The sequence below is a fragment of the Burkholderia sp. NRF60-BP8 genome (genome assembly GCF_001522585.2).
Lineage (GTDB): Bacteria > Pseudomonadota > Gammaproteobacteria > Burkholderiales > Burkholderiaceae > Burkholderia.
In genome coordinates this window covers 497,213-511,554 of sequence record NZ_CP013372.1, presented here as the reverse complement: position 1 = coordinate 511,554, position 14,342 = coordinate 497,213, and the positions used below count along the sequence as shown (strand labels likewise).

The following is a 14,342-nucleotide window of genomic DNA, read 5'->3' as shown; positions in this document are numbered from 1 at the left end:
CGTTGAATCGAGGGACGAGCGCCGCCGCACGGCGCGCGTCGCGCGCCGCGTGGCGGTACCGGTAAAAAGGGGAAAAGGGAGAAAGCGCGGCGCGGGCCGCTGCCGCTTACGCGGCGTCGAGTTCGCGGCCGCGGGTCTCGGGCAGCGTCAGCGCGGCGACGATCACCACGCCGTACGCGGCGACCGCGAAGATGCCGATGCTCGGGCCGAGCCCGTATTGCTTCGACAGCGCGCCGATCAGGAACGGGAACAGTGCGCCGATCGCGCGGCCCACGTTGTAGCAGAAGCCCTGACCGGACCCGCGCACGCGGGTCGGGAACAGCTCGGTGAGGAACGCGCCCATTCCCGAGAAGATGCCCGACGCGAAGAAGCCGAGCGGGAAGCCGAGCCACAGCATCGATGCATTGGTCAGGTTCAGCGACGTGTACGAGAACGCGATCACCATCGAGCCGACCGCGAACAGGATGAAGTTCGGCTTGCGGCCGAGGCGGTCGGTCAGGTACGCGCTCGTCAGGTAGCCGACCCACGAGCCGAGGATGATCATCGCGAGATAGCCGCCGGTGCCCATCACCGTGAGGTGCCGCTCGGTCTTCAGGAAGGTCGGCAGCCACGTCGTGATCGCGTAGTAGCCGCCCTGCGCGCCGGTCGTCAGGAGCGCCGCGCGCAGCGTCGTCGTGATCAGCTTCGGCGCGAAGATCTCGGTGAGGCGCGGCGCATCGGCCACTTTCGCCTGCGCGGCCTTCTCCTTCTCGTAGACGTCCGGCTCCTTCACGTAACGGCGGATCGCGACGACCAGCAGCGCGGGCGCGAGCCCGACGAGAAACAGCGCGCGCCACGCCTGCTCGGCCGGCAGCACCGAGAACAGCAGCGCATACAGCAGCGCGCACAGCCCCCAGCCGATCGCCCAGCCCGACTGCACGAGGCCGACCGCCCTGCCGCGGTCGCGCGCGCGAATCACCTCGCCGATCAGCACCGCGCCGGCCGTCCATTCGCCGCCGAAGCCAAAGCCCATCAGCGCGCGCGCCGCGACCAGTTGCGGGTAGTTCTGCGCGAGTCCGCACAGCGCGGTGAACACCGCGAACCACAGCACCGTGAGCTGCAGCGTGCGCACACGGCCGATCCGGTCGGACAGGATGCCGGCGATCCAGCCGCCGAGCGCCGACGCGAGCAGCGTGATCGTGCCGATGAAGCCCGCGTCGGCGAGCGAGATGCCCCAGGTCGCGACGAGCGTCGGGATCACGAACGACAGCATCTGCGTGTCCATTCCGTCGAGCATGTAGCCGACCTTGCAGCTCCAGAACGCGCGGCGTTCGCGCGGCTGCGCATCCGCGTACCACGAGAACAGGCTGCTGCGCTCGCGGCTCGCGGGCTCGGCGGCGGGCGCCGCGAGGGTCTTGCTTTCCATGGTGGTGCTCCTGTCGTGATGCGCCGTCGAATGGCGTGTGGTGTGTCGCGGGTACGTGGCGTAACGGGTGTGCGGCCGGTCAGAACACGGCCAGCGATGCGTTCGTGATGTCGGTCATCAGCATGTGGCCGGGCGTATGCGCGATCGCGATCGGCAGCTTCGCGTCCATCAGCGCGGTTTGCGGCGTCACGCCGCACGCCCAGAACACCGGCAGTTCGCCGTCGCGGATCGTCACCGCGTCGCCGAATTCGGGCGCGTTCAAATCCTCGATGCCCAGTTCCCGCGGATGGCCGATATGGATCGGCGCGCCATGCACGCCCGGGAACCGGCTCGTGATCTGCACCGCGCGGATCGCGTCGGCGCCGCGCAGCGGCCGCATCGACACGACCAGCTGACCGCCGAAGATGCCCGCGCGGCGGTTGGCGATCGACGTGCGGTACATCGGCACGTTGCGCCCTTCCTCGACGTGGCGCAGCCCGATCCCTTCGCGGGCGAGCATGTCCTCGAACGAAAACGAGCAGCCGATCGCAAATACGACGAAATCGTCGCGCCACAGCGCTTCCAGCGATTCGACCTGCTCGGTCAGGCGGCCGTCGCGGTAGACGTTGTAGCTCGGCACGTCGGTGCGGATGTCGAGATCCTCGCCGAGCGCGTCGATCCGGAACGCGCCCGGTTCGCCGACGCCCAGCAGCGGACAGGCCTTCGGGTTGGCCTGGCAGAAGCGCAGGAAATCGTGCGCGTACGCGTCGGGCAGGATCGCCAGGTTCGCCTGGGCAAACGGGCCGCAATGGCCGGCGGTCGGGCCGCGGAACGCGCCGCGGCGCACGGACTGGCGGAATTCGGAAGGCGTCATGATGGTCGGTCGCGGAATCGGGATGACGGGGCGATGACGGTGGCGTGTCATCGGATACGGCGAAGAATAGAAAAGAAAAAAATTTGTCGCCAACGAGTTTTTTTGCGTCCGTTGTATAGAATTTCTTAACGGATCCGCGGGTTTTCCCCGGTCCCGTTCATTTTTCGTCGCCGGCAAGCTGCGCATCCACTGCTCGCCCGACCGCCATGAACACGCGTTTTCTCGAAACCTTCGTCACGCTCGCGAAGCTGCGCAACTTCCGCACGACCGCGGCCGCGCTGCATGCGACGCCGGCCGCGATCTCGCAGCGCCTGAAAGCGCTCGAGGACGAACTGCACACGGTACTCGTCGATCGCGACAGCCGCGCGTTCCGGCTCACGCCGAACGGCGAATACCTGCTCGGCTATGCGAAAGCCGTGGTCGAGGCGACGCAGGAACTGCAGGCCGCCGCGTCCGGCGAGCGCGCGCTGCGCGGCAAGCTGCGGCTCGGCGTGATCGAGACGGTCGTGCACAGCTGGCTGCCGCACTATATGCGGCGGCTCGCGGCCGACTATCCGCAGCTCGAGATCGATCTGACCGTCGACGTCAGCGTCGTGCTGCAACGCCGGCTGATGGCCGGCGAGCTCGACCTGATCATCCGCGTGGAAGGCAGCGACGAGGCGTCGGTCGTATGCGACGCGCTCGCGAACTACCCGGTGCGCTGGATCGCGCGCGCGGGGCTGCTGCCGAACCTGCGCACGGGCCTCGCGCGGCAGGTGCTGCGCCAGCCGATCCTCACCTACGGGCGCGGCACCGCGCCCCATCGCGCGCTGGAAGACATCGTCCGCACGCTCGCGCATGCGCACGGCGTACCGCTGTCGGAGACGCGCATCACCGGCTCGCCGTCGATCTCGGTGATCGTGCAACTGGTGCGCGACGGCTTCGGCGTCGCCGCGATCCCGGTGCTGTTCGTCGATGCGCTGATCGCGAGCGGCGAAGTCGTCGAGCTGCCGCTGCAGCCGTCGCCGCCGTCGATCGTCGTGTCGATGTCGCGGCGGGCGGACGCGCCGCGGTTCGTGCACGGCGCGTCGATCGCCGCGCGCGCGGCGTGTCACGAGTATTGCGAGAAAAGCACGCGGTTGCTGGTCGAAGCGCTTTGACCGTGCAGCGATGGACGACGCGCGTTCGACATCGCCGCGCGAATCGCCCACAATCGCGTTCGACGCGCCGCCACGCCGGCGCCGCGCATCGCGAATGAAGGCCGGGCCGTCCGGCATTCGCCGCCTCGCATGACCGTGCACGACAGGAAGGCAACATGCAGATTCGCTCCGCTTCGCCCCGCCGGAACCTCGCGCGCGTCGTGATCGTCGCGCTGTATGCCGCGTCGCTGCTACTGCCCGTCGCGGCCGAACCGCCGAATGCAGCCGGCGCGGTGAGCTGGTGGCACGGCTACACGGTGCTCGCGCTCGGCGGGCTCGCGATCCTCGACCTGCAATTCGCGTGGCTCGGCAACCCGCTGCTCGTCGTCGCGCTGCTCAGGCCGAGCCGTACCGTGTCGGCGCTGCTGGCCGTGGTCGTGGTCTTTGCGGCCGGATGGCATACGATTCCGACCGACGCGAACTACGAAACGATCCGCGCGTTCGGGGCCGGGTACTACTTATGGATTGCGGCGATGGCGGGCGCCGCCGCGTTGCCTTGGATCGACGGGCGCGCGCGGCAGGATGGCGGTGCGCCGGGTGTTGCGGCCGGTGCCGCGGGCGGGCTCGTGCCGAACGACACAGGCGCAGATACGGGCGCCGGCAGCCCGGCCGGACCGACGGCTGCGCCGTCGTCGCCCCGACCGGCTGCCCGGCAAAGCGGCTGGACCGTGACCGCAACCGAGACGCGCATCGCGTCGACCGACCAGACCGGCACGACGCGCGACATCGCGCTGTCCGACCTCGGCGCGATCCGGATCGAAACCAGCGATCATGGGCCGTTCGTGTCGGACGTCTGGTGGATCCTGTTCGATACGAACGAACAGTTCGCGTGCGGCTTTCCGCAGGATGCCGAGGGCGCGAAGGCGGCCGTCGACCGGCTGCTCGACCTGCCCGGCATCGACCACCGCAAGGTCATCGACGCGCAGACGTCGATCCAGAACGCGACCTTCCCGATCTGGGAGCGCGCGACGGGCGCGCCGGGAAAAGCCGGGGCGGCCGCCTGACCGGCAACCCTTACGCGGATGGCCCCGCATGCGGCGGCGTCAGCTTGCCGTCGCCATACTCGCGAAGCACCTGCGAAATCACGACACGATATCCGTCCAGCCAGCGCGCCTGCTTCGCCTTGGCCTCGAGATGCGCGGGATGCTGCATCAACTGCCGCAGCGCCGCCTCCGATTCCCAGTAGTAAACGTTCTGGATCAAGCCGGCTTGCGCGTTCTCCCACGTTTCCTCGCCGAGATAGCCGGGCGTCGCGCGCGCCATGTCGGCGATCTGCCGGTCGAGCCGGTGGAATTCGTCGTCGTACTGCCCGGCGCGAAAAATGAAAGTCGACGCGTACATGCCCGCTCGCTCTGTAACGATTGAAAGAGCGCCAAGTGTAAGGCACGCGCGGCGTGCCGCGATCGTCAGGTGGCGAGCGCAGCGGCGTCGACGCGATCGTCGAGCCACGCTTCGATGCGTGACGCATCGTCGCGCGCGGCGGCGGCGGATGCCGGCGTCGCCGCGAGCGCCCGTCGCGCCCGTTCCAGCGCCAGCGCGAAGCCGCGCAATTCTTGCGTCGCGGGCCGGTCGGCCGCATGTCGGCGCGCAAGCGCCGCTTCGATGTTCGCGCCGATCAAGGTCAGTTGGGCATCGATGAAGTCGATGCACAGCGCGCGGCAATGCGCGGATACCTGAGCGACGGCCAGCAGGGCCGGCACGATCGACACGGTCAGGTAGCCGCCGGGCGCCAGCCGCGACAGCGCATCGCTCACGCCCGGTCCGCCGTCGGCCAGCGACGCGAACACGGCGTCGCGCCACACCGCGCGCTCGAACACGAGCGCATCGCGATGCGCGTCGAGCGCCGCACGGTCCGCGACCTGCCCGGCCGTCACCAGCGGAATCGGCAACGCCGATTCGTCGGCAGACCGCACGCTCGCGGCGTCGACGATGCAGTTCGCGCCCAGCCACGCCGCTTCGCCGCGTCGCGCCGCGAGCACGCGGGCCTGCAACCGGTCGGGCAGCATCGGATCGAGCGGCACCGCGCGGCAGATCGACGGCTTGTTCGCGTGCACGCCGCAGCGGCCGTCGTCGGCCAGCGCCGCGCAACGGCCCAGCGACGGATAGTCGTAGCCTTGCAGCGTCAGCGCGAGCCATTCGCCGTGCACGCGGCCGCGATGGAACAGCCGGTCCGCCAGCGCATCGGCCGCCGCGACGTCGTCCGCATCCAGCGCATGCTCGCGGCCGCCCGCTTGCCAGCGCTCGCCGATCCGCCGCTTCGGCACGCGGCGGATCGTCAAGGCGCCGACGAAGCGGTGCCGATGCCGGAACAGTTCGCGCAACGACAGCGTCGGCGCGCTGTTGCAGCAGCGTCCGCACGCGTTGCACGCGAGCAGGTAACCGGCTACCACGGCCGCCGCACCGAATCCTGGTAGCGCGTGAGGATGAAGTGCGCGACGTCGTCCGAGTGGTACGCGGCGACGAGCTGCGCGACCCACGGCTTCGCGCGATCGGCGTCGCGCACCGTGAGCACGTTCGCATACGGCGAGCGGGCGTCCTCGAGGCTGATGCTGTCGCGCGCCGGCTGCAGCCCGGCGCGGGCCGCGTCGTCGCTGTCGATCGCGACGAACGCGGCCGTGTCGAGCGCCGCGTAAAGCCGGTCGCGGCGCAGCGCGACGAATTTGAGCCCGAGCCGGTTGCTCGTCACGTCGCGCAGCGTCGCATGCAGGCCGGCCTTCTCGCGCAGCGTCACCAGCGTGTCGTTCTGCAGCAGCACGAGCGCGCGCGCCATCCCGCGCGGATCGGCGGGAAGCGCGACCGTCGCGCCGGGTTGCAGTGCGTTCAGGCTCGTCAGCTTGCGGGAATAGAACGCCATCGGCAACGTGACGGTCGGCGCGACTTCAGTCAGCGCGATACGCTTGCGTGCGCGGGTCTCGCCAAGCTGTTGCGCATCCTCGAAGCTGGCCGCGTCGATTCGCCCGTCGGCCAGCGCCGTATCGATGCGCGATGCATCGTCGAATTCGACGACGTCGACGCGCAGCCCCCGCGCGGCGGCCACCCGCTTCACTTCGTCGAGAATCTGCGCATGCACGCCGCGCGTCACGCCGACGCGCACGGCCGGCCACACGGCTTCGGCAGCCAGCGCCGCGCCCTGCTGCATCGCCGCGCACGCGATCAACATCCATGCGGAAACGAAACGCCCGATGCCCGCCGTCATGACGCGTCCCTCAGGATCGTGCGAAACCCGATATGCGACGCGCCGAGATCGGCTTCCTGCCGTTCGCGCGACGATGCGCGATAGCGCACGCAGTAATCGCGTGAGCACAGGAACGAGCCGCCCTTGATGACCATCGGCGTATCGTGCCGGCGCGTCAGCGGGGCGACGGCCGCCGTGTCGCCGTTCGTGTGGGATTGATGCGGGCCCGTGTACGCATCCTTCGTCCATTCCCATGCGTTGCCGATCATGTCGTAAAGACGAAAACCGTTCGCCGCATAGCAGCCGACGGGGGCCAACCCCGCGTGGCCGTCCTCCGCCGAATCGAGCACCGGAAACGCACCCTGCCAGTAGTTCGCGGTCGGCTTGCCCTGCGCGTCGCGCGGCGCCGCATCGAGCGATGCGTCGTCGCGGCCGGCCTTGCCCGCGTATTCCCATTCGGCTTCGGTCGGCAAGTCGCGGCCGAGCCAGTGCGCATACGCGAGCGCATCGCGCTGCGTGACGAGCGTCACCGGCAGGTTGCCGAGCCCGTCCACGTCGCTGCCGGGCCCGCGCGGATGCCGCCACGACGCGCCCTTCACCCATGACCACCACGCGAGATCGCGCGCGTTCATCTCGTCGCGCGTCGGCACATGGAACACCGCCGCGCCGCCCTGCTGCTCGGCCTCGGTCACGTATCCGGTCGCCTGCACGAATGCCGCGAACTGCGCGATCGTCACGTCGGTCTGGTCGATCCAGAAACCGCCGACGCGCGTGCGGCCGTCGCCGACCGGACGCTCGTCCGCATAGCCGCGCGTGCTGCCGAACACGAACGCGCCGCCGCGCAGATGCACCATGCCGGCCTTCGGATCGTCGCGCCACTTCGACGGCAAGCCCGAATAGCGTTCGCACTGACGCTCCGAACCGAGCGGCGCGAGCGCGCGGCCGCGATTCAGGTCGTCGAACGCGCCACCGGCCGACGCCGCCGGATTCGCATAGCCTGCCGCGAACGCGGCGGCGAACAGCGTGGCGGCAAGCGTCGCGCCGATCGTCCAGAAGCGGAACCGCATCGTGTCGCCCCCGCGCTCAGTAGTAGCCGCGCGGCCGCAGCGGCTCGACGCCACCGACGTTGCTCATGTAGGCCTTCCACTGGTCGACGAGCGCGCCGATCACCGACGGGTTCTGCGCGGATACGTCGGTCGTCTCGCCGCGATCCGACGCGAGGTCGTACAGCTGCCAGTGACCGTCGAGCGGCCCGAGCGGCGGCTCGGTCCACAGCGCCTTCCAGCGGCCGTCGGCGCTGCGCAGGTAGGCGCGGCCATACGCTTCGTCGCCGAACGGCGCCGTGTGCACTTCGCCCGTCGCCGAGCCCGTGAGCACCGGCAGCAGCGACTGGCCCGTGACCGGATACACGTAGCGGTTGTTGTAGACGACCTTGCCCTTGTTCTGGTCGACGCCCGTCAGCGTGTTGACGAGCGGCGGCGCCGGCTGCGACGGCGGCGTGACGCCCGCGACCGCGAGGAACGTCGCCGTGTTGTCGGTCACGTGCGTGAACGCGCGCAGCGTCGGCAACGGCTGCGACTGGCCCGGCAGGTGCACGATCGTCGGCGTCGATACGCCGCCTTCGCCCGAATAGCCCTTCGTGAGCCGGAACGGCGCCGCGCTCACTTCGGCCCAGCGCAGCCCGTACTGCAGGCGCTGCGCATTCTGCTTGCCGTTGTCGGTGCCGAGCGCCGAATAGATCGGCTCCTGCGCGTTCGCGGTATCGGTCGCGGTCGGGTCGGCGCCGGAATCGATCGGCCAGCCTTCCGCGCCGTTGTCCGACTGGAACATGATGAACGTGTTGTCGTATTCGCCGATGTCCTTCAGATGCTGAATCAGGCGTCCGATGTTGTAGTCGAGGTTCTCGACCATCCCCGCGTAGATTTCCATGTAGCGCGCCTGCGCCCGGCGCTCGGCCGGCGACAGGCTCGACCACAGCTTGTCGACCTTGCCGGGGCCGTAGTCGACGTAGCCGTCCGCGGCCGAATGCACGGCGCTGACGTACTTCGCGCCGGCCTTGCCGTCGTTCGCGGTCGCGGGCGATGCGGCCGTCGTCTCCGGCAGCCCGTCGAACGGTCTGAAGTCGGCGGGGATCAGGCCGAGCGCCTTCTGTCGGGCAATCCGCGCGTTGCGGATCGCATCGTAGCCGGCGTCGTATACGCCCGCGTACTTGTGCAGCCACGGATCGGGCACCTGCAGCGGCCAGTGCGGCGACGTGTAGGCCGCGTAGGCGAAGAACGGCTTGCCGTCCTGCTTGTTCGCATCGATGTACGAGATCAGTTTCTGCGTATAGAAATCGGTCGAATAGAACACGGCCGGGTTGCCGCCCGCGCCGCCCGGCTGCCCGGGCTGGCCAGGCTGCACGTAGCGGCCGTCTTCCGCGTAGTTCGACGAGCCGGCCGGCTCGTGCGCGAAGTGGTTCGTCGCCGCGCCGCCGAGCAGCACGTAACTGCGCTCGAAACCCCACTGATCGGGTGTCTGCCCGCTACCCGTCGTACTCCCGACGATCCCCGAGCCGATGTGCCACTTGCCCGCGATATACGTGTGATAGCCGGCGTCCTTCAGCAGTTGCGCGAACGACAGCGCGCGGTCGTTCAGATAGCCCTCGTAGCCGGGCAGCCCGCGCCGTTCGTCGGTCGGCACGCCCATCGTGCCTTCGCCGACGAGATGGTGATCGGTGCCGGACACCAGCATCGCGCGCGTGATCGCGCAGACGGTACCCGTGTGGTGGTTCGACAGGATGCGACCGGACGCGACGAGCGCGTCGAGGTTCGGCGTGTCGATTTCGCCGCCGAACGCATGGATGTCGGAATAGCCGAGATCGTCGGCCATGATGTACAGGATGTTCGGGCGCTTGGCCGACGGCGTCGCGCTGGCCTGCGGCGGCGGATCGCCGTCGACGCCGCCGCACGACGCGAGCGACACCGCGCCGGCAATCGCGGCGCAGACGACACGGAAACGAAAAGCATGCAACGGCGACGCGGACTTTTTCATTGTTGCGGAACGCTCGATCTACGGGATCGGCGATCTTAGCGTCGCGCACGCGGCGCCCAAAGTCGGATTCGTCACATGCTAACGGGATGCGGGAATATGCGACGCGCGCCGTCCACCACGCACCGCGCCGCCGTGCGTCAGCTGCGCCCGCCGAGGCTGCCGCCGCCGTCCACGGCCAGCACCTGCCCCGTGACGAAACCGGCTTCGTCCGACAGGAAAAACGCGATCGCGGCCGCGACGTCGTCGGCCGTGCCGAGCCGACGCGCGGGGATCGTCGCGAGCACCTTGCGCTCGGCTTCGCTGCCGACCGGCCGCGTCTGACGGAACAGTTCGGTCTCGATCGGGCCGGGCGCCACCGCGTTGACGGTCACGCCGTGTTCGGCGAGCTCGAGCGCCCACGTGCGCGTGCAGCCGACGAGCGCACTTTTCGCGGCCGAATATGCGGTGCGATCGAGACTGCCGAAGATCGCGCGGCTGCAGATGTTGACGATGCGCCCATGACCGCGCGCCTTCATCGCGTCGGCGAAATGCTGCGTGACCTGGATCGCGGCCCGCACGTTCAGATCGAACACGGCCTGCAGCGAGCCGAAGTCGATCTGCCCGAGCGGCTGCGGCAACGCGATGCCTGCGTTGTTCACGATGCCGTCGATATCGGCCGACGCACCGATACGCGCGAGCGTCGCGGCCGTCTGCTCGATATCGGCGAGATCGCATGCATGCAGTTCCCCGGGGAAATCGATGCCCTGCGCGTGCCGCGCGACGCCGATGACGCGATGGCCGCGCCGTGCGAGCATCGTGCTGACCGCGAAGCCGATGCCGCGCGACGCGCCGGTGACGAGATAGGTGCGAGATGACATGATTCGTGCCTCGTACGAAAGAATCGAAGACGGCGCGATGCGTACGCTGCCGCGCGTCGCATGCACGTTGCGCATGATTGTGCGTCAGGTGAGAAAAACGCGTACGGTCGCCGTCATCCGCTTCGCTCGCGTGGCCCGCCTCGTCGCCATCGGCCGCGCACGTCGCGACGCGATCCGCGATGCGAGCACGCCGCCTGCCGGCAATGCGAGCGCGAGCGCGACGAGCAGCGGCGCGAGCACCCCGACGGGAATCGGCCGCTGCGAGGCGATGAGCGCGACGGCGAGGGCCGAACTTGCCGAGCGTCCGGCTCAGGTACGTTGACGCGCCATGTGCCGCGTCAACCGACCATGCGCGACGGGCGCGGCTCGCGCTCGCGGCGATGCAGCTCTCCCTGTCCGTCTGCGTCATCCGACGCCAACAGCCGCGGGATCTCGTCGACCAGCGCGTCGACGACGACGCGCACCTTCGACGGCACGTGCCGCGACTTCGGCCGCACCGCGAACACCTCCGCGCCCGACACGCTGTTGCTGTCCATCACCAGTGCGAGCCGGCCGTCGCGCAGGTACGGCGCCATCAGCCAGCACGGCAGCCATGCGAGGCCCGCGCCGGCGGCGGCGGCCTCGGCGATCGCCTGCAGGTCGTCGAACCGCAGGCGCCCGGCCACGCGGTGGTCGTGCACCTGGCCGTCCGCGCCGATGATCCGCCACGGCACCGGCTGCCCGCCGCGCGAGTACGCGATGCCGACGTGCGACGCGAGATCGTCGAGCCCCGACGGCCGGCCATGCCGGTCGAGATACGCGGGCGATGCGCAGATGCCCATGCGCTGCACGCCCAGCCGCCGGCCGACGAGCGCACTCGTATCGGCCAGCTCGCCGATGCGCACCGCGATGTCGAAGCCGTCGTCGATCAGGTCGGCCACGCGGTCGCTGAACGACACGTCGATTTCGAGCCGCGGATGACGCTCGACGAGACGCCGCATGACCGGGGCCACGCATTGGCGCCCGAACAGCACGGGCACGCTGATGCGCAGCCGTCCGGACGGCTCGCGCCGGCCCGCGTCGAGCGCGGCCTCCGTTTCGCCGAGTTCGGCCAGCAACCGCCGGCATTGCTCGTAATAGACGTTCCCTTCGTCGGTCAGGTTGAGCTGGCGGGTCGTGCGCTGCAGCAGCCGCACGCCGAGACGGTGCTCGAGCCGCGCGACGACCTTCGCGACCGCCGAACGCGTGACGCCGACGCGCAGCGCCGCCGCCGCGAAGCTGCCCGACTCCACGACCTCGACGAATTCCGCGACGCCTCTCAGCCGCTCGTCCATGTGATTCCGCTCCGGTTCGTTCGCAGGTTTGTGTCCCATATGGAAACAGTACGTGGCCAAACTCTCGCCAATGCGTCCCCATACGCAACACTATGATAGTCCCGTCCCCCTCGAACCAGGAGTCGAACATGCATGCATGGCAACTGAAACCGGGCGACGGCGTCGCCGGGCTCCGCCGCATCGACGCGGCCCGCCCGCCGGTCGGGCCGACCGACGTCGTCGTGAAGATCCACTCGGCCGGGCTGAATTATCGCGACCTGATGTTCGCGCGCGGCGATTATCTCGGCATCGGCGACGCGCCGCTGATTCCCGTGGCCGACGGCGCGGGCGAAGTCGTCGAAACCGGCCGCGACGTCACACGCTTCAAGCCCGGCGATCGCGTGATCAACACGTATTTCCCGCGCTGGATCGACGGGCCGCCCACACCGACGAAAGTCTCAGGTTCGCCAGGCGCGCAATTCGACGGCGTGCTGGCCGAACACTTCGTGTCCGACGAAACCGCGCTGGTCGCGATTCCCGCGCATCTCGACTACGACGAGGCGGCGACGCTGTCGTGCGCGGGCGTGACCGCATGGAATGCGCTGTTCGCCGACGGCGGCGCAGGCCCCGGCTCGACCGTCGTGCTGCTCGGCACTGGCGGCGTATCGATCGTCGCGCTGCAGCTCGCGCATGCGGCGGGGCTGCGGACGATCGTCACGTCGTCGAGCGACGCGAAGCTCGAACGCGCGCGTGCACTCGGTGCGGATGCAACGATCAACTATCGCGCGACGCCCGAATGGCAGCATGAAGTGCTGCGGCTCACCGACGGCGCGGGTGCGGATCTCGTCGTCGAGGTCGGCGGACGCGACACGCTGCCGCGCTCGGTTGCCGCGACGAAGCTGGGCGGCATCGTGTCGGTGATCGGCGGCCTCAGCAGCTTCGGCGGCCCCGAACTCGGGCTGCTGTCGCTGATCGGCGGCATCCGGCGGCTTCACGGGATCATGGTCGGCAGCCGCGCGATGCTCGACGACGTCGTCCGTCTCGTCGACGCGAAGCGGATCCGGCCCGTCGTCGATCGCGTGTTCGGCTTCGACGAAGCGCCGGAAGCTTATGCGTACCTGCAGTCGGGCCAGCATTTCGGCAAGGTCGTGATTCGCGTCGCGGCGTGACGGGGGAAAGCGGCGCGATGCGCAATCGCGCACGCACGTCGGCGGCGACGGGCGACGAGTCGTCCGCCGTCCGTCGCCGCCGCTTGACCGCACGCCGTCAGAACCGGTGACGAATCCCCGCATGCACCATCAGTTGCTTCGACGTCGACGACAGGTCCGCTGCGCCGGGGATGAGCGCCCGATCGAGCGACGAACCCGTCGCGTCGCCCGCAACCCGCTGATACGCGCCCATCAGGTACACGTCCGTCCGCTTCGACAGGTTGTAGTCGGCCATCAGCCCGATCGAATGGATCTTCGGCTTCGCGCTGCCCGTCGTCGCGTCGTAGCGCACCGTCGTGTACACGTACTGCGCGCCGACGAAGCACGCCGGCGTGAACTGGTATTTGCCGTTCAGCTCGAAGTTCTGGTACTTGATCGCCGTCACCGTGCCGCCGGCGAGCGGCCCCGTCACGGGCGCGATCGTCTCGTCGCCGAACAGGTAGCCGACGTTCGCGGTCGGACGCGTGACGTTGCTGTTCGTGTACGCGAAGCCGACCGTCGCGAGCCCGGCCGTGTAGTTGATCCCCACCCCGAAGATTCGCAGCCGCGCCGACGCAAAGTTCGCATCGGCGCCGACCGAACCCGCACCCGCGACCGCGCCGCCGGACGTCGCGCCGGGGTCGTTCGCGTTCAGGAACGCAGCGCCGACCAGCAGCCCGCCGTGCTCGTACTGCGCGCCGATGCTCCACACCCGGTTGTTCGCGAAGCCCGTGTCGTTGCTGAAGCTGTAGGTGCCGCCGAACGAGAAGCCCGAGAAATCCGGGCTCGCGTACTTGACCGTGTTGTCGACGCGGAACGTGTTGCCCGTGTTGTCGTTATCGAGCGGATGCGAGAACGGATAGACGCCCCAGCTCCCGTTCGCGGTCGTCGGCGCGAGATAGTCGACCACCGAATCGTATTGCCGGCCGAGCGTCAGCGTGCCGTAGCGCGTGCTGCCGAGCCCGACGTAAGCCTGCCGCCCGAACATGCGCCCGCCCTGCGCGAGCGTGCCGGCGTTCACGTTGAAGCCGCTCTCGATCTGGAACAGCGCGCTGTAGCCGCCGCCGAGATCCTCGGCGCCTTTCAGCCCCCAGCGGCTGCCCTGCGCGAAGCCGCTCGCCATCTGCCATGCACCGTGGCCGCCGACGTCGTTCGTATAGTCGATACCCGCGTCGACCAGACCGTAGAGCGTGACGCTGCCCTGCGCGAATGCAGGCGCTGCGCACAGCGCCGGAATCGCGACGAAAAAAAATTCTCCAGTTCATTCGTTGTCCTTATACGTTTTTGTGGGCCTGCACGTGAATGCCCGCGCGATTCGCAGGCCGTGCAGGCGGTCATTCCCCGCATCCGGCGCGCGGTCGA

At 69.2% G+C, this 14,342-nt stretch carries 14 protein-coding genes; 4 read left to right on the top strand and 10 right to left on the bottom strand.

Features of this window, described 5'->3' with window-relative positions:
* Positions 1-106: 106 nt before the first annotated feature.
* Together WS54_RS02355 and WS54_RS02350 are read right to left on the bottom strand one after the other, a co-directional pair.
* A complete protein-coding gene (locus WS54_RS02355) occupies positions 107-1,405 on the bottom strand; it encodes an MFS transporter (protein WP_059784619.1) in 1,299 nt (432 codons plus the stop codon).
* A 79-nt stretch (positions 1,406-1,484) separates the two neighbouring features.
* The gene (locus tag WS54_RS02350) at positions 1,485-2,258 is read right to left on the bottom strand and encodes a putative hydro-lyase (RefSeq protein ID WP_059784622.1); all 774 of its coding nucleotides are present in this window, start codon (positions 2,256-2,258) and stop codon (positions 1,485-1,487) included.
* A gap of 206 nt (positions 2,259-2,464) precedes the next feature.
* On the opposite strand from WS54_RS02350, the gene WS54_RS02345 reads away from it, so the two are divergent.
* Together WS54_RS02345 and WS54_RS02340 are read left to right on the top strand one after the other, a co-directional pair.
* The gene (locus WS54_RS02345) at positions 2,465-3,397 is read left to right on the top strand and encodes a LysR family transcriptional regulator (RefSeq protein ID WP_034205491.1); all 933 of its coding nucleotides are present in this window, start codon (positions 2,465-2,467) and stop codon (positions 3,395-3,397) included.
* Positions 3,398-3,552: 155 nt separating this feature from the next.
* Positions 3,553-4,440: a hypothetical protein gene (locus tag WS54_RS02340; protein WP_059784625.1), complete on the top strand. Its 888-nt coding sequence runs from the start codon at positions 3,553-3,555 to the stop codon at positions 4,438-4,440.
* Positions 4,441-4,450: 10 nt separating this feature from the next.
* Here WS54_RS02340 and WS54_RS02335 read toward each other — a convergent pair whose 3' ends face one another.
* The 6 genes from WS54_RS02335 to WS54_RS02310 all read right to left on the bottom strand — a co-directional run bounded on the left by WS54_RS02335 (position 4,451) and on the right by WS54_RS02310 (position 10,501).
* Positions 4,451-4,777, bottom strand: a complete 327-nt coding sequence (locus WS54_RS02335; protein ID WP_034205493.1) for an antibiotic biosynthesis monooxygenase family protein — start codon at positions 4,775-4,777, stop codon at positions 4,451-4,453.
* A gap of 65 nt (positions 4,778-4,842) precedes the next feature.
* Entirely contained in the window at positions 4,843-5,826 is a 984-nt protein-coding gene (locus WS54_RS02330) for a YkgJ family cysteine cluster protein (protein ID WP_059784628.1), read from the bottom strand.
* The gene (locus WS54_RS02325) at positions 5,820-6,632 is read right to left on the bottom strand and encodes a MetQ/NlpA family lipoprotein (RefSeq protein ID WP_034205495.1); all 813 of its coding nucleotides are present in this window, start codon (positions 6,630-6,632) and stop codon (positions 5,820-5,822) included. The genes WS54_RS02330 and WS54_RS02325 overlap by 7 nt, the downstream gene beginning before the upstream one ends.
* Positions 6,629-7,678, bottom strand: coding sequence for a formylglycine-generating enzyme family protein (locus WS54_RS02320; protein ID WP_059784631.1), 1,050 nt, complete (start codon positions 7,676-7,678; stop codon positions 6,629-6,631). Before WS54_RS02320 ends, WS54_RS02325 begins: the two co-directional genes overlap by 4 nt.
* A 16-nt stretch (positions 7,679-7,694) precedes the next feature.
* Positions 7,695-9,644 carry an arylsulfatase gene (locus tag WS54_RS02315; protein WP_059784633.1) on the bottom strand — a complete coding sequence of 650 codons (1,950 nt, stop codon included), beginning with the start codon at positions 9,642-9,644 and terminating at the stop codon, positions 7,695-7,697.
* Positions 9,645-9,781: 137 nt separating this feature from the next.
* Complete coding sequence (locus tag WS54_RS02310; protein ID WP_034205498.1) at positions 9,782-10,501, bottom strand: SDR family oxidoreductase; 720 nt, start codon at positions 10,499-10,501, stop codon at positions 9,782-9,784.
* Positions 10,502-10,538: 37 nt separating this feature from the next.
* Between WS54_RS02310 and WS54_RS02305 the strand changes: the two genes are divergently transcribed.
* Entirely contained in the window at positions 10,539-10,823 is a 285-nt protein-coding gene (locus WS54_RS02305; protein WP_108041761.1) for a hypothetical protein, read from the top strand.
* Positions 10,824-10,839: 16 nt separating this feature from the next.
* On the opposite strand, the gene WS54_RS02300 is transcribed toward WS54_RS02305, so the two are convergent.
* A complete protein-coding gene (locus tag WS54_RS02300; protein WP_059784636.1) occupies positions 10,840-11,814 on the bottom strand; it encodes a LysR substrate-binding domain-containing protein in 975 nt (324 codons plus the stop codon).
* Positions 11,815-11,942: 128 nt separating this feature from the next.
* Here WS54_RS02300 and WS54_RS02295 point away from each other — a divergent pair, with 128 nt between their 5' ends.
* Positions 11,943-12,962 (top strand): zinc-dependent alcohol dehydrogenase family protein, encoded by a 1,020-nt coding sequence (locus WS54_RS02295; protein ID WP_059784639.1) that lies wholly within the window; start codon positions 11,943-11,945, stop codon positions 12,960-12,962.
* Positions 12,963-13,059: 97 nt separating this feature from the next.
* Here the strand turns inward: WS54_RS02295 and WS54_RS02290 are convergent, their stop codons facing one another.
* Complete coding sequence (locus WS54_RS02290; protein WP_059784641.1) at positions 13,060-14,217, bottom strand: porin; 1,158 nt, start codon at positions 14,215-14,217, stop codon at positions 13,060-13,062.
* Positions 14,218-14,342 lie beyond the last annotated feature (125 nt).